This is a genomic window from Mesorhizobium sp. L48C026A00 (assembly GCF_000502375.1).
In the GTDB taxonomy this organism is placed as follows: Bacteria; Pseudomonadota; Alphaproteobacteria; order Rhizobiales; family Rhizobiaceae; genus Mesorhizobium; species Mesorhizobium muleiense.
Genome location: NZ_AYWU01000005.1, coordinates 228525 through 250736, shown reverse-complemented (window position 1 = coordinate 250736; position 22212 = coordinate 228525). Strand labels below are relative to the sequence as shown.

Annotated in this window: 20 protein-coding genes and 2 tRNA genes; 14 read left to right on the top strand and 8 right to left on the bottom strand. The window is 61.1% G+C overall.

What is annotated here, in order from left to right:
* Positions 1-103 precede the first annotated feature (103 nt).
* Positions 104-847, top strand: coding sequence for a creatininase family protein (locus X738_RS53530; protein WP_023798338.1), 744 nt, complete (start codon positions 104-106; stop codon positions 845-847).
* A 274-nt stretch (positions 848-1121) separates the two neighbouring features.
* On the opposite strand, the gene X738_RS53525 is transcribed toward X738_RS53530, so the two are convergent.
* The 3 genes from X738_RS53525 to X738_RS53515 all read right to left on the bottom strand — a co-directional run bounded on the left by X738_RS53525 (position 1122) and on the right by X738_RS53515 (position 4989).
* Positions 1122-2039 (bottom strand): carbohydrate ABC transporter permease, encoded by a 918-nt coding sequence (locus tag X738_RS53525; RefSeq protein ID WP_023798337.1) that lies wholly within the window; start codon positions 2037-2039, stop codon positions 1122-1124.
* Positions 2040-2050: 11 nt separating this feature from the next.
* The gene (locus X738_RS53520) at positions 2051-3172 is read right to left on the bottom strand and encodes a carbohydrate ABC transporter permease (RefSeq protein WP_023798336.1); all 1122 of its coding nucleotides are present in this window, start codon (positions 3170-3172) and stop codon (positions 2051-2053) included.
* 152 nt (positions 3173-3324) lie between these two features.
* Complete coding sequence (locus tag X738_RS53515; protein WP_023798335.1) at positions 3325-4989, bottom strand: ABC transporter substrate-binding protein; 1665 nt, start codon at positions 4987-4989, stop codon at positions 3325-3327.
* 308 nt (positions 4990-5297) lie between these two features.
* Here X738_RS53515 and X738_RS53510 point away from each other — a divergent pair, with 308 nt between their 5' ends.
* The 3 genes from X738_RS53510 to rbsK all read left to right on the top strand — a co-directional run bounded on the left by X738_RS53510 (position 5298) and on the right by rbsK (position 7871).
* Positions 5298-6356, top strand: a complete 1059-nt coding sequence (locus X738_RS53510; RefSeq protein WP_023798334.1) for an ABC transporter ATP-binding protein — start codon at positions 5298-5300, stop codon at positions 6354-6356.
* Positions 6357-6451: 95 nt separating this feature from the next.
* The gene (locus X738_RS53505) at positions 6452-6904 is read left to right on the top strand and encodes an RbsD/FucU family protein (protein ID WP_023798333.1); all 453 of its coding nucleotides are present in this window, start codon (positions 6452-6454) and stop codon (positions 6902-6904) included.
* Between the two features lie 4 nt (positions 6905-6908).
* Entirely contained in the window at positions 6909-7871 is a 963-nt protein-coding gene (gene rbsK / locus X738_RS53500) for a ribokinase (protein ID WP_031254625.1), read from the top strand.
* Between the two features lie 552 nt (positions 7872-8423).
* Here the strand turns inward: rbsK and X738_RS53495 are convergent.
* Positions 8424-9209 carry an ion transporter gene (locus tag X738_RS53495; protein ID WP_023798331.1) on the bottom strand — a complete coding sequence of 262 codons (786 nt, stop codon included), beginning with the start codon at positions 9207-9209 and terminating at the stop codon, positions 8424-8426.
* A 535-nt stretch (positions 9210-9744) separates the two neighbouring features.
* On the opposite strand from X738_RS53495, the gene X738_RS82425 reads away from it, so the two are divergent.
* The 3 genes from X738_RS82425 (at position 9745) to X738_RS82420 (ending at position 11634) form a co-directional block, all read left to right on the top strand.
* Positions 9745-10188: an EF-hand domain-containing protein gene (locus X738_RS82425; RefSeq protein WP_245277623.1), complete on the top strand. Its 444-nt coding sequence runs from the start codon at positions 9745-9747 to the stop codon at positions 10186-10188.
* 56 nt (positions 10189-10244) lie between these two features.
* On the top strand, positions 10245-11351 hold the full coding sequence (locus X738_RS53485; protein ID WP_036269506.1) for a flavodoxin family protein: 1107 nt from the start codon (positions 10245-10247) through the stop codon (positions 11349-11351).
* 94 nt (positions 11352-11445) lie between these two features.
* Positions 11446-11634, top strand: a complete 189-nt coding sequence (locus X738_RS82420; protein ID WP_198032791.1) for a hypothetical protein — start codon at positions 11446-11448, stop codon at positions 11632-11634.
* Positions 11635-11821: 187 nt separating this feature from the next.
* Here the strand turns inward: X738_RS82420 and X738_RS53480 are convergent.
* Positions 11822-11898, bottom strand: a tRNA-Asp gene (locus X738_RS53480).
* Positions 11899-12113: 215 nt separating this feature from the next.
* On the opposite strand from X738_RS53480, the gene X738_RS53475 reads away from it, so the two are divergent.
* A tRNA-Val gene (locus X738_RS53475) sits at positions 12114-12189 on the top strand.
* Positions 12190-12545: 356 nt separating this feature from the next.
* Here the strand turns inward: X738_RS53475 and X738_RS53470 are convergent.
* Complete coding sequence (locus tag X738_RS53470) at positions 12546-12902, bottom strand: hypothetical protein (protein ID WP_023798328.1); 357 nt, start codon at positions 12900-12902, stop codon at positions 12546-12548.
* A 1-nt stretch (position 12903) separates the two neighbouring features.
* Positions 12904-13335, bottom strand: coding sequence for a hypothetical protein (locus X738_RS84650; protein ID WP_156942569.1), 432 nt, complete (start codon positions 13333-13335; stop codon positions 12904-12906).
* Between X738_RS84650 and X738_RS80770 the strand changes: the two genes are divergently transcribed.
* The 6 genes from X738_RS80770 (at position 13307) to nadE (ending at position 20908) form a co-directional block, all read left to right on the top strand.
* Positions 13307-13864, top strand: coding sequence for a class I SAM-dependent methyltransferase (locus tag X738_RS80770; RefSeq protein WP_306454939.1), 558 nt, complete (start codon positions 13307-13309; stop codon positions 13862-13864). The two genes, X738_RS84650 and X738_RS80770, sit on opposite strands and share 29 nt — an antisense overlap.
* A gap of 545 nt (positions 13865-14409) precedes the next feature.
* The gene (locus tag X738_RS80765) at positions 14410-15135 is read left to right on the top strand and encodes a phospholipase D family protein (RefSeq protein ID WP_023798324.1); all 726 of its coding nucleotides are present in this window, start codon (positions 14410-14412) and stop codon (positions 15133-15135) included.
* 988 nt (positions 15136-16123) lie between these two features.
* Positions 16124-18061: an asparagine synthase (glutamine-hydrolyzing) gene (gene asnB / locus X738_RS53455; protein ID WP_023798323.1), complete on the top strand. Its 1938-nt coding sequence runs from the start codon at positions 16124-16126 to the stop codon at positions 18059-18061.
* Between the two features lie 21 nt (positions 18062-18082).
* Complete coding sequence (locus tag X738_RS53450) at positions 18083-18340, top strand: acyl carrier protein (protein ID WP_023798322.1); 258 nt, start codon at positions 18083-18085, stop codon at positions 18338-18340.
* A 22-nt stretch (positions 18341-18362) separates the two neighbouring features.
* Positions 18363-19904, top strand: coding sequence for a class I adenylate-forming enzyme family protein (locus X738_RS53445; protein WP_023798321.1), 1542 nt, complete (start codon positions 18363-18365; stop codon positions 19902-19904).
* The gene (gene nadE, locus X738_RS53440; RefSeq protein WP_023798320.1) at positions 19901-20908 is read left to right on the top strand and encodes an NAD(+) synthase; all 1008 of its coding nucleotides are present in this window, start codon (positions 19901-19903) and stop codon (positions 20906-20908) included. The genes X738_RS53445 and nadE overlap by 4 nt, the downstream gene beginning before the upstream one ends.
* A gap of 32 nt (positions 20909-20940) precedes the next feature.
* Here the strand turns inward: nadE and X738_RS53435 are convergent, their stop codons facing one another.
* Positions 20941-22050 (bottom strand): hypothetical protein, encoded by a 1110-nt coding sequence (locus tag X738_RS53435; protein ID WP_023798319.1) that lies wholly within the window; start codon positions 22048-22050, stop codon positions 20941-20943.
* Positions 22051-22212: the final 162 nt, after the last annotated feature.

The following is a 22212-nucleotide window of genomic DNA, read 5'->3' as shown; positions in this document are numbered from 1 at the left end:
CAGATCTGTTCAGGATTGCACTCGACGAACTTGGCACGGTGCTGGCTCGGATCGGCGAAAGCCGTATCGACGCCGCCCCCCACACCAACATGGAGTAGGCGTCATGCGCTACGAGCTGATGCTGCCGCACCAGATCCGCAAGGCGATCGCCGAGAACTGGCCGGTCGTGCTCCCGCTCGGCGTGCTCGAATACCATGGTGAGCACATGGCCGTCGGCATGGATACGCTGGCGGTGGTCAAGATGCTGGAGCTGTTCGAAAAGGAAGCCAACATCGCCATCCTGCCAGCCTTCTACTATGGCGCGGCGAGCTACGCGGTGGCGCCGCCAGAGGGCAATGGCTCGGTTCAGGTCGGCGGCAGGGCGCTGGCGCCGTTCGCGGAGGAACTGTTCTACAGCCTGCTGCGCATCGGTTTTCGCAACATCCACGCCATCATCCACCACCAGACCGAGAACTTTGTTGCCGGCATGCCGACCGATCTCGCCTTCAAGACCGCTGGCCGCCAGGCGATCTTCCGTTTTCTGGAGAAGGAGCGCGGCGAGGGCTGGTGGGCCTCCGAGACGATGGCCGGCTACTATACCGAGCACGCCGAGGGCGGCAATTTCTTCAACTGGATACAAGTGCATCCGCTGATGCCGACGGTGACGGACGGCCAGTATCCCTTCGATCATGCCGGCATCGGCGAGACGTCGCTGATGCTGGCGCTGTGCCCAGAAGCGGTGGACGCCGGCCACTTCGCCGACAATACGGGATGGTATACGGCGACCGCCCCTGAGGCCTCGACGGAACTGGGGCAAAAGGGCGTCGCGATGATCCTCGAGCATATGCGGGCGATATTGTCACGCTAACGGATGCGCCATTTCGAGCGTTGCAGGATGCAGGATGAAAACCGTAGCGATCCTTCGCGCCCCCCTCTGTCCTGCCGGACATCTCCCCCACAAGGGGGGAGATTCGCTGTTTCAGCGCCCCGCTCATTCCTGCGGCGTTGGAGATTAGCGAAAACCGGCGTGACGGCCGATCTCCCCCCAAGTGGGGGAGATGTCCGGCAGGACAGAGGGGGGCGCTGTCCCGCCGGCGTTCAAAAGCATCCACAGTTGCAACGCTCGAAGGAGTGGCGAGGGCCTACTTCACCGCGCCGGCGGTCATGCCCATGATCAAATAGCGCTCCAGGGCGATGCCGATGACGGCGAGCGGCGTGATCGCGGCGGTGGCGAGTGCCGCCATCGACCACCAGTTGATGCCCTGCGAGCCGGTCTGGCTCGCCACCATGACGGGAATGGTTTTTGCGTCGGTCGAGGTCAGCAGTGCGGCGAAGAAATACTCGTTCCAGCACAGCACCATCGCCAGGATGAAGGCTGCGACCATGCCCGGCAGCGCGATCGGCATGACGATGCGGAAGAAGGCGCCCCAGATCGACAGGCCGTCGACGAGGGCTGCTTCCTCCAGTTCGACCGGGATCGAATTGAACTGGTCGCGCATGATCCAGATGACGATCGGCAGCACCATCAGCGTGTAGAGCAGGATCAGCCCGATGCGCGTGTCGAGCATGCCGACTTCCCGGTACAGCACGAGAAAGGGCAGGGCGAGCACCACCGGCGGCAGGATCAACTGCGACAGGAAGAAGAAGGAGATGTCCTCGTTCTTGAACCAGGCGAAGTGATAGCGGAAGCGGGTGAGGCCGTAGGCGGCGAGGCTGCCAATGACGATGGCGAGGCTCGATGCGCCGACCGAGGTGATGACCGAATTCATGAAGCGCTTGATGAACTCGTCGCGCACCGTCGAGGTCCGGAAGATCGCATCCGGCGACAGGCCGAGCGAGCGCCAGCCCTTCCAGTCCGGCCGGAAGTCGACGAACGGGATGAGATGGCCTTGGGTGACATCGACCGCGGTCTTGAACGAGGTGGTTATCGTCCAGTAGATCGGGAACAGGCAGATGAAGGCCCAGAACACCAGCGCGCCATAGATGAAGACGCGGTTGGCGAAAAAGCTCGCCGGCGAGCGGATTTCGGAAGCGGCATAGTCGGTGGTCTGAACGCTCATCTGGCCGCCTGTCAGTTGACGTTGCGCACGAAGCGATTGGCGAATTTCAACAGCCACGTCACGAACACGATGATGATGATGAGGTAGGCCATCGCCAGCATGGTGCCGTAGCCGACATTCGAGCGGTCGCGATACTCGCGGTAGATGAAGCTCGACACCGAATCGGTCGCGCCGCCCGGGCCGCCCGAGGTGACGGTGATGATGATGTCGGCAAGCTTCAACTTGAAGATGATGCGCAGGATGACCGCCGTCACCGATACCGGCAGCATCAGCGGAAAGGTGACCTGCCAGAAGGTCTGCCAGGCATTGGCGCCGTCTACCCTGGCCGCCTCGAGCACCTCGCGCGACATCGCCTGAAGCCCGGCGAGCAGCATGATCATCATGAACGGGATGAACGTCCAAGCGTCCAGCACCATGATCGAGATGCGGGCGGTGATCGGGTTTGAGAAGAAGGCGGGGTTTTCCCAGCCGAGCTGGCGCGCCAGCGCCGCGGCCGGCCCGAAGCGGTATTCCATCAGCGACTTGCCGATCATCCACGACACCGCGACCGGCGACAGCATCAACGGCATCAGGAAGACGACACGGAAGAATTTACGCGCGCGGATCTGTGCGTTGAGCAGCAAAGCGAGGCCGAAAGCGATGACGTATTCGACCAGCACCGCCAGCACATAGAGCACCATGTTGAACAGCGCGTTGCGGTAATAGGGATCCGCCAGCATCTGCCAGAAATTGTCGAGCCCGTTGAACTTGCGGCCGGAGAAGGAACTGAGGTTCCAGTCGGTCAGCGCAATGTAGAAGCCGAACAGCGTCGGGAAGATCACCATGGCGATGGTGAACAGCAGCGCCGGCAGCAGGAACAGCGCGCGCTGGCCGTCTTCCCCGCGTGTCAGCACCTGGCCGACGCCGAGTGCAACACCCCACAGCACATAGGCATAGACGACCGGCCGCCAGGTCTCGAAGCCGACAGTGTTGACCTCTGACTTGTAAAGGATTTGGACTGCGATCACGGCCAGCAGGCCGAGCGTCGCAGCGGCCATCAACGCCCGGCCGAGCCGCTTGCGGCCCGGCGATATCAGATCGGATGGAGCGGCGTTTGCCGGCCACGCACTGGTGGGCAAGGTCTGGTCAGCCACGCGTCCCGTCCGTTCACTGAAGGCTGCTATGACCGGCTGGCCGGTCAAGTTGTTATGACCGGCTGGCCGGTCAAACTGTTATGACCGGCTGGCCGATCAAACTAGGGTCCGGCGGCTTTGCGTCGCCGGACCGCGGTTCCCAAAATCTCAACCTACATGCCGAGCGAGGCCTTGTAGAGCTTGATTTGGTTGTCGCGACCGATCTGGTCGGTCAGCTTCTCCCAGGCGGCTGCGATGGCGTCAGCGCCTTCTTGCGCCGTCATCTTGCCGGCAAAGGTGTTGGCCAGGATGTCTTCGGCGGCGCTGTAATATTGGAAGATGCCGGGGATACGCGGCTCGATGGCGGCGTTCGGATGGTTGTAGCTGTCGGCCTCCGACTTCAGATACGAGGTGATGAACGCCTCGTCGTAACCGGCCGCCACCCATTCCGGAACGTCGAAATGCGAGTTGCGGTAAGGCTGGAAGCCGGACGGATACGCCGCGCACCAGAGCGACAGGTCCTTGCCGCCGAGATGGGCCGCGGCCGACCATGCCGCCTTCTTCTTCTTTTCATCCGAATCGACACGAGCCATGACGTAGACGCCCCAGCCGAGATAGGCGCAGTTCGGCGCATGGTTCGGGCCGCTGGCCAGTTTATCCCACTGGCCGGTCTTGGAATTGTAGACGTCGTCCGAGCCCGGCAGGATCGAGAAGCCGGTGACGTCGCCGACGACAGAACTGTCGTTGGTCTTGACGTTGGAGCCGACGTCGCCCCACCAGGTGACCATCGAACCGGTGCCGGCCAGGAACTGCTGGAAGGCGGTGGTGTTCGGGTCGGCGTTGATCTGGTCGGCAGGCTGCGACGGCAGCGCGTCGATCACGTCCTGGATGGCCCGCACCCAGGCTGGATTGTTGATGCGCGGCTTCATCGTATCGGCATCGAACAGCCAGGCCTTGTCGTCGGGATGCTTGGCATAGGCGCTGGCGCGGCTGCCGAGGAAATAGAAGCCGAAGCCGCCCCACGCCTTGGGCGCGTCGAGATAGCCAAAAACGTCCTGGCCCTGGAACTGCTTGCCCTTGAGGAATTTTGTCACCGCCTGCACCTGCTGCCAGGTTTTCGGCACGCCCCATTCACCGCCACCGCCGCCGTCTTTCCACGCCTTGGCGAGGTCGGCATCGGCAAACACGTCGGTGCGGTAGTTGAAATTGTGCGCGTCGCCGTCGACGGTCACGCGGTACTGCTTGCCGTCCCAGGTGCCGACCGGTGGCTGCAGATAGGCCACGACGTCCTTCATGTCGATCTGGTCCTTGACCCAGTCCGGCATTTCGGAGGTCAGGCCCTTGCCGCAGACGTCGCCTTCGAACGGCGCGCCCATCTCGATGATGTCGAAATCGACGGTGCCGGTGGCGATCGACTGCTGCAGGCGAGCGTTATAGTCCGCCTGCGCCAGGTCGATCCAGTTAATCTTGGCGCCGGTATAGGTCTCCCACGGCTTTAGGAAGCCGCGAAACAGCACATTGTGCAGGTTCTGGTTGTTGAGCCCCATGAAGGTGAGCTGGACGCCGGCGAATTCGCCTTCCTTGACGCTGGCCTTGGTCGCCTCCAGGCAAAGCTCGCCGACCTGCTGGAAGTCGGCATCGGTCGGCTGGCCCTTGCCGACACCGGGGATCTGCAGGATCTGCGCGCGCAATTCGCTTGCCGCGGAAGCCGGGCGCGTCAGCGCGCCAAGCCCGGCGCCGGATGCCGCTGCGATCGCGGCCATGCTGGCCGCGCCCTTGAGGACATTGCGGCGAGTGGCACCCGCCCGCATGAATTGGTTGTAAAGGCTGACTTTCATTTCGTTCCTCCCAGAATCTTATGTGCTTGAATCTCTGTGGTGATTGTTCCGGTGTTTGGAGCGCTGGAAATGTTCCCCAACAACAGCGGCTCCCAGAAATAGCGGCCCAAGTTTTCCTCCGCAACGCTTCGACTTCCGTGGTCCGACCAGCGTGCCAGCGCGCCCGGAACAGGGTCAAAACCCGAGCCCTTTCACTATTCTCACAACCAGGTGCCGTGTCAAACGCGAACAGAGTTTTTTATCTATAAAAGACTGGCTTGCCCTCGCCGTTTGCCTTGTTTAGCTTCACCGCAACGAAAGGGGGGCCGATGGCTCAAGTCGCGATCAGCAATGTGGCCAAGGCGTTCGGAACCGTCAAGGTCCTGCACGGTGTCAGCGTCGACATCGCCGACGGGCAGTTCGTGGTGCTGGTCGGCCCTTCGGGGTGCGGCAAGTCCACGCTGCTCAGGATGGTGGCGGGGCTGGAGACCGTTTCCGGCGGCACGATCGCCATCGGCGACCGTGTCGTCAACCATCTGCCGCCGGCCAAACGCGACATCGCCATGGTGTTCCAGAATTACGCGCTCTATCCGCACAAGACGGTCGAGCAGAACATGGCCTTTGCGCTGAAGCTGCGGAAGACCGATCCGGCCGATGTCGCCGAGCGGGTCAAGCGCGCCGCCGATATCCTCGATCTCAACCCCTATCTCAAGCGCTATCCGCGCCAGCTCTCCGGCGGCCAGCGCCAGCGCGTCGCCATGGGTCGCGCCATCGTGCGCAACCCGCAGGTGTTTTTGTTCGACGAGCCGCTGTCTAACCTCGACGCCAAGCTGCGCGTCCAGATGCGCACCGAGATCAAGGAACTGCACCAGCGGCTGAAGACCACCACCATCTATGTCACGCACGACCAGATCGAGGCCATGACCATGGCCGACAAGATCGTCGTGATGCGCGACGGCCGCATCGAGCAGATCGGCGCGCCGCTGGAACTGTTCGACCGGCCGGCCAATCTGTTCGTCGCAGGCTTCATCGGCTCGCCGTCGATGAACCTGCTCAAGGGCGTGGTGCGCAAGGGCGACAAGCCCATCGTCGAGATCGCCGGGACGCCGTTCCCGATGGCTGCAAGCAGCAAGGTGGAGGACGGGCGCAATATCGTCTACGGCGTCCGGCCCGAGCATCTCGAAATCCACCCCGACGGCGTGCCGGCGAAGATTTCCGTCGTCGAGCCGACCGGTTCCGAAACGCTGGTGTTTCTGCGTTTCGGCGAGGGCGAGATGGTGGCGCTGTTCCGTGAGCGCCACGACTTCAAGCCGGGCGACACGCTGCATCTGAAACCGCGGCTCGACCAGGTCCATCTCTTCGACGCAGAGACCGGCAATCGTCTCTAAAACACTTTGAATTGCGCATGATCTTGTCCGAAAACCGACAACGTTTCGGGATCATGCGCCAGCTTCGCATCAAAAAGCCCGTTCGGGAGGGAACTATGCTCAAAGGGATCAATCCGCTGCTCAACGCCGACGTGCTCCAGGCGTTGCGGGCGATGGGCCATGGCGACGATCTGATCATCGCCGACACCAACTTCCCCTCCGATTCGGTCGCCCGCCAGACCGTGCTCGGCCGGCTGCTGCGCATCGATGCGCCGGCGGCTGACGTGGTCAAGGCGGTGCTGTCGCTTTATCCGCTGGACACTTTCGTCGACGATGCCGCGGCTCGCATGGAGATCGTCGGCAAGCCGGACGAGATTCCCGCCGTGCAGCAGGAAGTGCAAGGCGAGATCGATGCTGCGGAGGGCAAGGCCTGGCCGATGATTTCGGTCGAGCGCTACGCCTTCTACGAACGTGCCAAAAAGGCCTATTGCGTCATCCAGACCGGCGAGCGCCGCTTCTATGGCTGTTTTGCCTTCCGCAAGGGCGTCGTGCCTCCGGACGCGGAGTAGCGGGATGCCAGGCAAGCCTGTGGTCATCAAGCCTGTCGTCATATTGGGCGTCTTCGTCGCCGACACTGCCTACCGCGCCGCCCGCCAGCCGCGCATGGGCGAGACGATCCTCGGTACGTCCTTCACCCTCGGCCCGGGCGGCAAAGGCTCCAACCAGGCGGTTGCGGCCGGCCGTCTCGGCGCCGACATCACCTTTCTGACGCGCCTTGGCGTCGATCCCTTTGCCGATATGGCCAGGCAGACCTGGACGCAGGCCGGGGTGAAGAGCGCCGTCATCGACACGCCGGAGAGTTACACGGGTGCGGCCTATATCTTCGTCGAGGAGACGAGCGGCAACAACGCCATCATCGTTAGCCCGGGTGCGGCCATGCTGATTTCGCCCGACGACATCGAGGCCAACGCCGGCCTGATCCGCTCGGCCGGCGTCTTCGTCACCCAGCTCGAGCAGCCGATCGAGGCGGCGATGCGGGCGCTGGAGATCGCGCGCGGGGCAGGGGTGACGACCATCCTCAACCCGGCGCCCGCGGCAAGCCTGCCCGAGCGCATCTACACGCTCTGCGACTATGTCACGCCCAACGAGACCGAGGCCGAGGAACTGACCGGCATCAAGGTGTCGTCCATCGACGACGCCCGCCGCGCCGCCGATCGTTTGCTTGGAAAAGGCGCCGGCGCGGTTATCGTGACGCTCGGCGAACAGGGCGCGCTGCTGCACACGGCCAGCCGCTCCGAGCATGTCGGCGCGATCAATGCCGGTCCCGTGGTCGAGACCACCGGCGCCGGCGACGCCTTCAATGGCGGCCTGGCTGCAGCACTTGCGAGAGGCGTGGACCCGCTGCAAGCGGTCCGCTTCGCCTGCGCCGTCGCCGGCATCTCGGTGACGCGGCCCGGCACGGCGCCGTCGATGCCGACGCTGCAAGCGGTCGAGGCGCTGCTCGCCAAGGCCGAAGCTGCCGATCTCCCCCCTTGAGGGGGAGATGTCGCCGAAGGCGACAGAGGGGGTAGCCTCGCGTGGAGCTCCGGCGTTCTCGCCCGCGAGGGGCCGTGCCCGGTCGAACCGACCCCCCTCTGCCCTGCCGGGCATCTCCCCCTCAAGGGGGGAGATTGGCCGTCACCGCCGCCTTCGCGAACGCCACCGTTGCAGGAGCGAGCGGTGCGCCAAAGCTGCCAATCTCCCCCCTTGAGGGGGAGATGTCCGGCAGGACAGAGGGGGGCGCCTCGCTCCGCCATCAAAGGTTCTGCACCGTCGTGACATCAGTCCGTTCCGACCACGGTGGCATATTAGCCACAGTGAATATGAATCGCCAAACCCGTCTTGCGTCTTTGGCATAGGTGTCCCGTAATGGGTCACTGGGTCTGGCGCCGCAATTGCATGGTCAGCGAAGCCGGGGGCAATCTTGACCTGGCAATCGAGGGGGTATTGGGGGACCCGCCGCTTCGCAAATGAAGCGGCGGGCTCTTTCACGGCTCATCACAAGCCGCCGAACGGACAGGAATCTTTTGCAATGCTGGCGGCGGCGCTCTAGCCGCGAACGCCGGTCAATTCGCGGACCTCCACCCGCAGCGCCTGCAACTCCGCCAGGATCATGGCCTGGTCGCTGTGCAGCGTCGCCCTGTCGGCCGATTCCACGGCTTCATGCTCGGCCTCCATCGCCGAAACGATCACGCCGATGAATAGATTGAGCACGGTGAACGAGGTCGCGATGATGAATGGGATGAAGAACAGCCAGGCCGCCGGATAGACCTCCATGACCGGGCGCACCACGCCGTCCGACCAGCCCTCGAGGGTCATGACCTGGAAAAGCGTGAACAGCGATTCTGGTATGCCGCCGAACAGTTCGGGAAAGGACGAGCCGTAGAGCTTCGTCGCCATCACCGCAAAGACGTAAAACACCAGCCCGAGCAACAGCATGATCGAGCCCATGCCGGGCAAGGCTGTGATGAAGCCGGTGACGACACGGCGCAGCGAAGGAACGATGCTGATCAGGCGCAGCACGCGCAGGATGCGCAGCGCCCGCAGTACCGAGAGCGACCCGGTCGTGGGGATCAGCGCAAAACCGACCACCAAGAGGTCGAAGATGCGCCATGGATCGCGGAAGAAACGCGTCCTGTAGACGACCAGCCGGATCGCGAGTTCGAGCACGAAGACGCCGAGGATCGCGCGGTCGATGGCCGTCAGAAGCGGGCCAAAGGCAGCAATCGCATCGGGCGAGGTTTCGAGGCCGAGCGTGACGGCGTTGATCAGGATCAGGACCATGATCGCGAGGTCGAAGCGGCGCGATTCGATGAGCGATTTCAGGGCATCCAAGGCTTGTTCTCCGTTAGAGCATCGGACCCGAAAATGGGAACCGGGCCTGGGAAAATTCAATGCTCAAACGCATATGGCCGGCTTGTGACGCACCGGATACAAAAAGTCGAAACTCCCAGGAAACTGGGAGTTGAAGCTTTTGTATTAGTAGCTCGGCACGGTGATACCTTTGATCGCGGAGCGAGGCGCCCCCCTCTGTCTTGCCGGACATCTCCCCCACAAGGGGGAGATTGGCAGCTTCGCGGGCAGCGCCCTTTTTGCAAGATTGGTGGTTGGCAAAATCATTGATGACGGCCGATCTCCCCCCTCGTGGGGGAGATGTCCGGCAGGACAGAGGGGGGCGCGAAGGATCGCTACAGAGCGGTCTTATTCTGGGCCGGGACCAACATGCAGCGATCATCAACCAACTCGTCAGGAACCATGCGGGGGAGCAGCGGGTTTCGCTTGGATGACGACACGTTCGGTCCACCCATTCTCCAAGGAGAACACGATGACATCAGCAAGCAAGACCACAGCAATTGCCGCAGCCTTGGCCATGCTGGCCTCGCCGGCGCTATCCCAGACGAGCTCGCCTGCGCCCGCCGCACCTGCGCAGGATCAAGGTTCACAGCCGTCGCCAGGCGGGCCAACCGAAGACTCCATGCGCCAAACGATGCGTGAGATGATGACTGAGATGCTGGAGGAGAGAATGCAGGAGCATCGCCGCCCGCGAGCAGAACGGCGAGGTGGCGACCGTTGGCATCGCGATTTCCGAAGGCCTGACGGGCGCCATATGGGACGCGGGATGATGCATGGCGCGCGGATGCGAATGATGTTCGCCATAGTCGACGCCGACGGCGATGGTGCGCTTTCTCAAACCGAGGTTCAGGACTTTGTCGAGCGGATATTCAGCGCCGTCGACGAGGACGCCGATGACAGCATCGACAGGGAGGAAATTCGATCCTTCTTCCACGGAGGCGCCGACGGAACGGGTGAATAAAACCACTGCAAAATCTTGTGCGTTCCTGGACGAGATTCGGGAAAGGAATTTCGGAAATGGCTGGTCTCGTGGGCAAGTTTGCCGGGAAAGCCCCGGCGCCTCGCAAGGGCATGGCTAGTCCCAGGCTGAGTGAGAAAGCCTTCAAGGCGAGGTACAAGCAGCAATTCGTCGACCCGGCGTTCGAACCGCTCGCCCGGTCGATTGAGCAAATCGCTTCGATCGCCTGGCAGGCTTATGCGGATTCCCGCAAGAGCCCGATCACCAGGAAAGCCGGACCTGCGTTCAGCGACCCCGACTACGATCTGTCCGTCGATTGGATTGCGGCGCACGAAGCGGTGCTGCAGGCGCAGCGTCGGTACGAGGATCTGACGGCGCCGCCGCGTCTGTTGATCATCAACGGGTCGTCGCGCAGCGAGCATACCTGTCCCGGCGAGATGTCGAAGAGTTTCCGGCTCGCCGAAATCGCCCATGAGACCATCGACAAGGAAACGAAACTTGCGGTCGAAATTCTCGATCTGTCGCGGCTTGCTTCCGAATACGGGAGGAACATCCATCCGTGCAAGGCGTGCTTTTCGACGGCCGCTCCGCTCTGCCATTGGCCCTGTTCCTGCTATCCGAACCATTCGCTCGGGCAAGTTCAGGACTGGATGAACGAAATCTACCCGATGTGGGTCGCCGCCCATGGCATCATGATCATCTCGCCGGTGAATTGGTATCAGGTTTCTTCGCCTGTCAAACTGATGATGGACAGGCTTGTCTGCGCTGACGGTGGCAATCCAGACCCCTCGCTGACACAAGGCAAGGATGCGGCAAAGGCAAAGGAGGTAGAGCTGGCCGGGTGGGACTATCCGCGTCATCTGGCAGGCAGGCTGTTTTCTGTGATTGTGCACGGGGATGTCGAAGGTGCGGAGAATGTGCGGCATTCCCTCGCTGACTGGCTACGCTTCATGAAGTTGTCGCCGGCCGGCCCGAGCGCCGAGCTCGACCGCTACATCGGTTACTGGAAGCCGTACGCCACAAGCCATGAGGAACTCGATGCCGACGAGACAATCCAGGAAGAGGTCCGCAACGCCGCCCGCGCGCTCGCCGAAGCCGTCGTCGAACGTCGGGCGGGCCGTTTCCGTCAGATCGGCATCGGCCTGGAAGACCCGCGGCAAAAATAGGCGACCCGATCACCGAAGCACGGGGGCCGGAATTCTGCACGGAAACCGCGCCCGAGCTTGGTCGCGAACGTGCCAAGCATCAGCTCGCAGAGCGTTGAGCGAGCACCGCGCCGAGCTGGATCTGCCGATCGGCCTGCTCAACGAGCATGAGACCACGCGACTGATCGAAACCGCCCTGACGGAGCGTTTGAAGGTACCAACGCCGGCAGATGATGAAACCGCCTCAGCTAGCTCAGAGCGTCGATCCGCAAGCGGTGATGAGCCAGATCGAACAGGTTTCTGAAAATCAGGCCAAGCGCTGAAATTTATCGGGCGCCAAGGTCGACCCGANGATGAGCCAGATCGAACAGGTTTCTGAAAATCAGGCCAAGCGCTGAAATTTATCGGGCGCCAAGGTCGACCCGAATATCTGAATTGCCGGTCCGGCATTCAGAGTTTTTTACATTTCCAATCAGCTAAGTGATTGAAAATGGCGCGAGTGACGGGGCTCGAACCCGCGACCTCCGGCGTGACAGGCCGGCACTCTAACCAACTGAGCTACACCCGCGCAAGACGAGCACGGTCAGCCGTGTTCGTCGTTGGGGCGGTGGATAAGGCGTAAGCCACCGGGTGTCAAGCGGAGCGCGACAGCATAACAGCAAACAGGAGAAGGTTTTTTGACAAGCCGGATTTTGCCGCCGAAAACGACCAGTGGCGAGGGCGTTGCGCGCTCATTTGGCCTTGCGAACCCGGTCCTAACTGCTTAAAGGTCCGCGCCGGAGCGGGCGATTAGCTCAGTTGGTAGAGCGCTTCGTTTACACCGAAGATGTCGGCGGTTCGAGCCCGTCATCGCCCACCAAATTTCTTAAGGAAATTCACATAAATACCAGCTTCCAGTTCCCGGTGACCTCGGCAACCGCCACCGAAACCGCCACCGATATAAGCCTTGAAATGGTGGCGATGGTCCAGCGTACTTGACTGGCAATCCGCTAACCGTGATCTTGCATCCGGGACGCTACAGGTAACTGGGGCATGGGCTGGCGGGCAGACAGGGCATACGGAGAAGCTGAAAAAGAGGCTTACCACAGGTGGCGGGCCTCCCTGACGCGTACGGAATACCTCCAATGGCAATGGGCGCGCTGGCGACATTTCGTTGCCGGGGCCGCGACGGCCGGCTCGTGGGGACTCGTCTTTTGGTGGTTGTTCGAATAGGCCTCAATCGCCGATGGCGGTGTACTCGCCGAGCATATCGAATTTGCCGCACCGGTCGTCGCCGTAAGAGCCGGACAGACCGTCCTCATACTGTTCCGTCGCGGTGAAACTCAAAGGTCCCCTTTCCATCGGGATATCCGCCCGACAGAGGACTTTGGAGGCATCCACGCGGTCGGCGGCAATGAAGCGGACGTTGTAGGTCTTCCCTTTCCCCTTCTCGATCTCAAGCCAGCACTGGGCTTGCGGGCACTCCATGCTGTACTCGCCGACATAGGGGGCGCAGCCGGCAGCGTGGATGGTCGCAAGGCCTGCCGACATGGAAAAGAGAACGGCAGCCGCCGAGAGTTTCCAGCGGCGCATGTCAGTAAACCTTTGCCGTATTGTCGCTGACACCGAGTGAAGCGAACTTCCGTTTCACTCCTGCAAGCACGCCGTGAAGCTCGAAAAGCTTATAGAAAATGTACGCAGGAACCAGCGTTGCTATTGCGGCGGCGATGGAACTGCGCGTTACCGTGACCGCAATACCGAGCGCTATGAAGGCAAGCCATGGAAGGAAATAATGAATCGGTGCCGCCGTCTGAACCACGCAGCCCCCGTCCTCGGCAAAGCCAAGAATCTGATTTTGGCGCTTGAGCAGTCCGGAGTTGACGAAGGTTAGACAGCCCGATGCGCCAATCCGAATTCTAGGAACAACGCTGGCTTGCGCCCTCACATTGTTGAGTGCTATCGAAGCCAAATGCTTAATCGGATTTGGATTTTCGGACGTGGCCGGACGACAGTCTTGCGCAAGCACGTTATCGGTGCCTGAAGGACTTTTGCTCACCGCTGGGGGCAAAAACGGTTCTCAATCTCGGCGCGAAGCCAAACCACATAGACAAGGAGGCCGAGTTTACGAAGACTATTTCCCCGGCGCGGATTTCAGAACCTTGGACTTGGCCCCGCATGATGACCCCCGCCATATCCACGGGGACTTAATGAATCTTCCGGCAGATGCCGGAACCTACGATTTGGTAATCGCGAACTCGGTCATCGAACACATCGACAGGCCGTGGGTTGCCGCTCCGAACATAACCGGCCTCATTCGGCCGGGCGGCCACCTTTTCATCGCTATGCCCTGGTTCTACCCTGTTCATGAAGGCCCGTATTTTGGCGACCATTGGCGGGCCACCCCTTCCGGGATGCGCTTTCTTTTTGAGGGCATGAAAGAGATCAGGCACGACTTTTCGCCATCCAGTATCCTTGCGGTTTGGGACCGTAAGAAATATTGGAATGAGACGAACAGCACATCTGCCGGCTTTTGTATGCTGATGAGGCGGGAATAGCTTGTCTAGGAGACCTACAGTCAGTCTCTTCGCCAAAATTCGACGCGGGTATAAATTTCAATCTCGGAATAGCCTGCCGCCGCACCCAAACCATCCGTTCCTCAGGTGCTGGTGCAACGGTGTTCCACCCTATAAGCCTTTCCAGCCACGACGGGACACGCACGTATGCCTGTAACGGTAATGCCAGCGCCATTGCTGGCGTAGCCCGCAGTCCCGACTGCCGCCACGGCCCCGTCTGTAACGTTGTAAAGCCGGCTCTTATGCTGGTCTGCAAGGGCGGGAGCATTGTTTGCACCGAAGGTGTCGGCGGTTCGAGCCCGTCATCGCCCACCACTCCTTATAGAAAACCGCGATATGAGCCTGGCGCTGTTGCTCCTTGGATTCACCCTGTTGGGGTATCGCGATGGTATCCGCACTCGGTCTCAGATATATCCAGAGGGATAACTGGCTGCGGAAATATTACGAATCCAGATCGACGCGCTTGTCTTCGACTCTCAGGGCGGTCCCACAGAGCGACAACCCCAGTGATTTATCGGAGGTGTGATTTGACCAAATTCTTGTTGGGTGTTGACCTAACTCGCGTAATCAGGTCGATTCTGGCTGAATCGGGATCAAAGTCCGCCGTCGCCTTCTGGGGGCGGGGTAGCGAAGACTGGGTGACTGGACCTGACAGTAAAGTCGTCGCCAATTTGGGGATGGGCGGCACAAACCCGTACGCCCTTCGCAAGGTGCGAGCCGAAATTAAGCAATGCGACACACTGCATGCAAAGGTCTACATCGGGCGAAAACACGCCGTCGTTGCATCAGCTAATGCGTCAATAAACGGTCTCGCTCTGGAAGGATCGGAGCAGGAGGGGTGGATCGAAGCGGGCGTTCTGATCGAAAGAACAGCCGAGATCAGAACTTGGTTTGATATGCTATGGGATGAACACTCAAAGCCGATTACCGAGCCTCAGTGGAAAGAGGCCGAGCGACGGTGGAATTTGCGCGTCGGTTCTTTCAAGCCGTCTGTCACTAGCTTCGCCGAGTTCGACACCGAGGCTCCCAGTTTGCCCATCGTCACATTCATTCGCGGCGATGAGGACTGGATTGTAAACGAGCGAGCCGTTGAAAGTGCCACAGGCGCGGTAGGTCCTGTAGCACATCGTCGAGTTGAAGAAGGAGTCTGGGTCCTCCACAAAGATGACAGACCCGTGCTTAGGAACCGATGGGTTTTGGAGTGGCAGATGCTGGCCAGCGGGCGTCAAGCAAGCGGAGCCCCAGGTTTCTGAGGACGAGCGACATCGGTGTTGAAGGAGGATTTAGTTGGGGTGTGGACGGTAAGCCGCAGGACGTTGTTCTGGCCCCGGAGAACCGCTGTCCACCGCCGTTTGACCCTACCGAACCGGGCTTTCGACACGCCTTGGCCAGTGTCCTCACAAGCAGAGCCTTTCCGAGTTTGCTTGAAGACGACATTTCTGGGCAACCTTGGTATAGCAGGCGCCAGTTAACAACCCGTCTATTCTGGGTTGCCGTTAAGGATGAGTATCTTCGATATAAGCAAGGCAGATTACGATCTTAAAACAAGTATGCACCGACGAGACTGTTTCCTTTCAGACACACTTGGAAATGTGGAACTCGTTGTCACCCTCTGGTATATCCACTTATTAATGCCGTCTGCGACACCATCATCGCGTATGTCCGTGAGAGTTTGCAACCGTGGCGGCAGCGCAATCTTGCCTTCTCCCCTTGTGGGAGAAGGTGGATCGGCGCGCAGCGCCGAGACGGTTGAGGGGTGTTGGCCGGAGTACTGTCGGTGCCAAGTTGGAGCACCCCTCATCCGACCGAGCTTCGCTCGGCCACCTTCTCCCACAAGGGGAGAAGGGGGAGCCAATCTCGAATGTCGGCGATTTGCGTGACGATGGTGTTGCGGGATTTTCGCGCAGGGTTACTTCCGGGCGGCTAGGCTCTGTTAATTCCGCAAAGTTTGTCGGGTTGGAGCGGGCGACTCGGGGTTACAGATCCATCAAACGAACAAGCGATCTGTGACGGAACCACTGAACCGGCCGTAGTCCGCAAATGCGACCGCGTCGCTGCAACTCGAACAAGAGTTGCACTTGGCTTTAAAACCTACTTCTGTCTCCAGCAAGATAGAAATCTTAAGACGTGCATGGCTGTATAACTCGTCATTAACCACCTGCAAGCCGAAATTATCCGGTTAACGCTTGAGGAAACTATCGAGCTTATGTTCCGTATTTCACCGATATATGAGTCATAGCAATGTGCGGATTCGGGGGCTATTTCGGTTCGATCCGGGATGCGGAAGCTTTGCTTGCGCGGATGATCGCTGCGATCGCCCATCGCGGGCCGGATGAGCAAGGGAAATTTATAGCAGCCGATGCCGGGCTCGGCCATGCGCGGCTGTCGGTGATCGGCATCGGCGATGGCCAGCAGCCGATGTCCGACGTCTCAGGCAATTTGACGATTGCGTTCAACGGCGAGATTTTCAACTACCTGGAACTGCGCGAAGGGCTGATCGCCAAGGGCCGGCGCTTCCGTACGTCGAGCGACACCGAGGTCATCCTGCAGCTGTATGACGAGATGGGCGAAGACTGCCTGTCGCTCCTGAACGGCGATTTTGCCTTCGCGATATGGGATAACAGGCGTCGGCGCATGGTGCTTGCACGAGACCGGATGGGGGTCCGGCCGCTGTTCTACACGAACAAGGACGGCGTGCTGTACTTCGCGTCGGAGATCAAGGCGCTGCTGAAGGTCCCCGGCGTCTCGGCCGAAATCGATCCGATCGCACTCGACCAGATATTTACGCTGTGGGCGCCGATCGCTCCCCGCACGGCTTTCCGCAACATCCACGAGCTGGAGCCGGCGAGCGTGATGATCGCGACACCGGGGCAAGTCACGGTCAAACGCTATTGGCACCTCGATTATCCGCATCGGGACGCGCCGTCGAAGCTCACCAACGAGGACGATGCGGCCGAGGAACTGCAGGCGCTGTTGAGCGATGCGGTGAGGCTTCGCATGCGCGCCGACGTGCCGGTCGGTTCTTATCTTTCGGGCGGGCTCGATTCATCCCTGGTCTCGGCGCTTGCCGCCGGCATGACCCCTCTCCAGCTGCAGACATTTTCGGTGACGTTCGACAGCGCCGAGCACGACGAAAGCGCTTTCCAGATCGAGATGGCGTCAGCAATTGGCTCCCGGCACCGAACCATTGCCTGCCAGGCCGGCGATATCGCCGGCGTCTTCCCCGAAGTCATCCGCTTTGCCGAGCGGCCGATCATCCGCACCGCCCCAGCCCCGCTCTACCAGTTGTCCGGCCTCGTTCGCGAGGCTGGCCTGAAAGCGGTGCTGACCGGCGAGGGCGCCGACGAGGTTTTTGCCGGCTACGATATCTTCAGGGAAGCGCGTGTGCGTCGGTTCTGCGCACGGCAGCCGGCATCGCGCTTCAGGCCACAGCTGTTCCGCAGGCTTTATCCCTATCTGCCGGGTCTGCAGCAGCAGTCCGTGGAGTATTTGGCGGCGTTCTTCGGCGCCGGCAACGCTGCGCTCGACGATCCGCTGTTCTCGCATCGGCCGCGCTTCAAGACCACGGCGGCGGCGAAGATTTTCTTTTCCGGTGACCTGCGCGCGACGTTGAAGGGCTATGATGCGGCCGAGGAACTGGTCAGCCGGTTGCCCCAGGCTTTTTCGCTATGGCACCCGCTGCATCAGGCGCAATATCTCGAAAGCCGCTTCCTGCTGCCGGGCTATATCCTGTCCAGCCAAGGCGATCGGATGGCCATGGCGCATGGGATCGAAGGACGGTTTCCCTATCTCGACCATCGCCTGGTGGAATTTGCCGCAAGACTTCCGCCTGAAATGAAGCTGAAGGGACTGGTCGAAAAGCACATATTGCGCAAAGCGGCGGGGCATCTGCTTCCCGGCGCGATCCGGGAGCGTGCCAAGCAGCCCTACCGGGCGCCGGAAGCCCGCTCCTTCGTTGGAGCCGGGGAACTGGACTATGTGCGTGATTGCTTAAGTGAAGCGAACATCGCTGCCGGCGGACTGTTCAACGCCAAGGCGGTGGCCAGCCTTCATGAGAAATGCCGCACGCAGCCAGCGTCGGGATTCCGCGACAACGCTGCCTTCGTCGGCATCCTGTCGACGCAGCTGTGGCAGAAGAATTTCACCGGCCAAGAAGCCAGTGCAGCAAGAGCAGCTTGAGGAATCCAGGGAAGGGAAAAGATGATGATAACAATCAAGGACAAGGTCAGAGCCTTTATCGTCGACAATTTCTTGTTCGGCGACACGTCTTACGAACTTGCAGATACAGCCTCGCTGATCGACAACGACATCATCGACTCGACCGCCGTGGTCGAACTCGTGGCGTTCATCGAGGATACCTTCGGCATAGCGATGGTCGATTCCGACATCGTGCCGGCCAATCTGGATTCGATTGACCGTATTTCGTCCTTCGTCAAGGCGAAAGCGCCGGCAGTCTAGGCGCGATCGGCGAGGAGCATCCGTGCGGATCGAACATTTTCTGGCCGCGAATGCCGCTGCCCAACCTGCCAAGACGGCATTGATCACCGGGCATAAAAGGCTGAGCTACGAAGAACTGGACGATCTCTCGAGCCGCCTGGCCGCTGCCCTTTTCCTGAACGGCGTCAGGCGCAACGACCGGGTCGTCGTTTTCATGGACAATTGCTGGGAGATCGCGGTTTCGATTTACGCCGTGCTCAAGGCAGGGGCGACCTTCATCCCGGTCAACCCATCCACCAAGGCCGATAAGCTTGCCTACATCCTTGCCGATTGCGACGCTTCGGCAATCCTTACCCAGGCAAAACTGATGCCCGTGGTCGCCGAGGCCTGCGGCGGCAACACCGGCATCTTCGTGGCTTCGACCGTCGGCGCTGATGGCCAAAGCCCGGTGGGGGCTGCATCCCTGACCGACTGTTTGACGCTCGAAGCCGGGGAGATCGACCACCGCGGCATCGACGTCGATCTTGCGATGCTGATCTACACGTCGGGCTCAACCGGCCGGCCCAAGGGCGTGATGATGACGCACCGCAATTGCGACGCGGCGGCGGACTCCATCACTACCTATCTGCGCAACACGTCCGACGACATCATTCTGAATGTCCTTCCTCTTGCCTTCGACTATGGCCTCTATCAATTGCTGATGGCCGTCAGGCTCGGCGCCACGCTCGTGCTCGAAAAATCCTTCGCCTTTCCTCAAGCGATCTTCGAACGTATCCGCGAGGAGGGCGTCACCGGTCTTCCGCTGGTGCCGACGATGGCAGCGATGATCCTGCAGATGCGTGACCTGGAACCGGGCTTCCTGCCCAGCGTCAGCTATATTTCCAACACGGCGGCGGCCTTGCCGCCGGCCCATATCGAACGTCTGCGCTGCCTTTTTCCCGGTGTCAGGCTGTATTCGATGTATGGCCAGACGGAATGCAAGCGCTGCACCTATCTGCCGCCCGAGGAGCTCGACCGCCGGCCGGGTTCGGTCGGCATAGCCATTCCGAACACCGAAGCCTTTGTCGTCGACGACAACGGGCAGAGCGTGCCGCCAGGTGTGGCGGGTGAGCTGGTCATTCGTGGACCGCACGTCATGCAGGGTTATTGGCGAAACGAAGCTGCGACGGAACGAGCGCTGCGACCGGGCCCGAACCCTTGGGAGAAGGTCCTCTACACCGGTGACCTGTTCAGGACCGATGAGGACGGCTTTCTCTATTTCGTCGGCCGCAAGGACGACATCATAAAGACGCGGGGAGAGAAGGTGGCGCCGAAGGAAGTGGAAGCCGTGCTTCACGCCCATCCCGGCATCGCCGAAGCCGTTGTCGTCGGCGTGCCGGATCCGCTGCTCGGGCATGCGATCGGCGCGCTCGTCATACGCTCGGACCCGAAGCTCAGCGAAAAGGATGTTATGCGCCACTGCGCCCGTCACCTCGAGGATTTCATGGTGCCCAAAATCATCGAATTCCCTTTGGAATTGCCGAAGACGGATACGGGCAAGGTCAGCCGTCGGCTTGCGGCAGAGATGATGGAGGCCGCGCAATGAGTGTTCGCCCGACCCAGGACGCGCAGACCTTTCTGGCGCAGGCCCTGGCGATCGACCCCGGCACCGAAACGGACAGGATCGTGACTGCCTTGCGCCGGCAGTTGCGCGGCATTCGCAAGCGCGGCCTCGTGCTCGGTCTTTCCGGCGGGATCGATTCCAGCGTTTCGGTCGCCTTGGCCGCGCGAGCCGTCGGGCCTCAGAATGTCCTCTGCCTGTTCATGCCGGAAAACGATTCCGATCCGGAAAGTCTGCGGCTCGGCCGCCTTGTCGCCGGCACGTTCGGTGTCGAGGCCATTGTGGAGGATATCGGGCCGACCCTGCGCGCCATGGGCTGCTATCAGCGTCGCGACGCCTTCATCCGCGAATTGGTCCCGGACTACGGCGAAGGCTGGGCCTCGAAGATCGTGATTGCGAATGCCCTCGAGCATGGGGGCTACAATATTTCGTCGCTGGTGGTCCAGGACCCCGGGGGCAAGCAGACCAAACTAAGAATGCCGCTCCAAGTCTATCTCGGCATCGTCGCCGCCACCAACATGAAGCAGCGCACGCGAAAACAGATCGAATATTTTCATGCCGACCGGCTGAACTTCGGCGTTCTTGGAACGCCCAACCGGCTGGAATACGATCAGGGCTTCTTCGTCAAGAACGGTGACGGCGCGGCGGACGTCAAACCGATCGCCCACCTCTACAAGACGCAGGTCTATGCGCTGGCCGCCTATCTCGGCGTTCCCGAGGAAATCCGCAGCCGGCCGCCGACCACCGATACCTACTCGCTGGCGCAGACGCAGGAGGAGTTCTACTTCTCGCTTCCCTATGACCGCATGGATCTTTGCCTTTGCGGCCTCAACAACGGCGTGGCGGCCGAAGTGGTGGGGCAGGCGGCAGGACTGGACGCCTCGCAGGTGGAACGCGTCTGGGCCGACATCGCCGCCAAACGCAAGGCAACGCGCTACCTGCACCTGCGCCCGCAACTCGTTGATGAGGTCGAGGAAATCAGTGCCTGAGCTGGCTCTCGATCCAGGTCACGCGAAGCGCTTCAGGTGAAGCGGCCCAGCCGGCTCCACTGCTCGCCCGCAAGCCCGTTCAGGAAAGCTTGCGAGTTCTTCATGGCGTTCAAAAGCTCTGGATCGCGTGAATGCACCACGGTCGAGGCAACGGTCAGGAAAGCGATGCGGCGCCCCAGCATTGCTTCCAGAAGTGCAGGTTGAATGCGGCCGCGCAGGCCGCTGACGCCGCGTACGGCGGCATCATCGATCAGGCAGTCGATCACCGCACCCGCCTGGCCGGGGAGGGCGAGGATCTGCAGCACGCGACCGATTCCGCCCGCCCGTGCGTGATAGGCGAATGCGCCGACATTGGTGCCGACCGGCGATGCCACGGAAACATAGACAAGCTCGCCCAGCTCCGGTTTTTGTGCCGCATCGGTCAGCATATGATGGATCTGGCCTGCCGCCCAGTTCGGGCGCAGGGCGAACTGGGCGGTCAACGGTTCGACGAGCCTGGCAAATGCGTCGCCGTCGATTTGCGATGTCCGAAAGGCTCCATGGCCTGCCCCGTCTGCCGCCACGCCGGACCAGCGTCGTTCGCTGGACTTCATTCGCCTGCAATAAAACCGGTCGAGGGTATTGGCAAACGGACTGAGCATTCGGGCAAGGTTCATGCGACTGGCGGAAAGGCCGAGCACAAAGCTCGCCGGCCGCATCACGCGCACCCAGTCGAGACTGTATTGCGGCAGGACAACGCCGCGCAGCCGGGTCCACAATTTTGTGGAAATGTCGTTGGCGGTCTCGCTGAACGAGATATCCTGCGGACCATCCAGATAAGCCTTCAACAAGCGGGCGCCGGCCATCGGGTCGCGTTCATGATCCTCGACCATGAGCGAACTGCAGATGGCGGCGCGTAATTGCCTGCCGTTGAACTGCATCGGCAACACGTGAACGCCGACGAACCCGGAGACGCGGCCGGCGTCGTTGACATGGACAAGCGACCGCAGATCGCCTCCGCAACCCGGCGCCTCCAGATAAAACCGTCTCATATAGTCGATGAGCGCGGCCGGTGCTTCGGTCCGCTCCTTGCGCAGCACGCGTTGGAACATGCCTGCGACTGCCGGAAGATCGGCACCTTCCAGGGCGCGAATGACGCTCAAGCCCGGCTCCCGGCACCAGAGTCCCCGCGTTTCCAGACAATAGCAAGGCCCGGCTCCCCATTGGCCATCGCGGCGAACGGCAACTGCCCGCAGCTATGCAATCTACAATTGCACTCGCTCCGTTGGTGGTCGAAAGGAGAGCTGTAACGCAGCGGCAAGGCA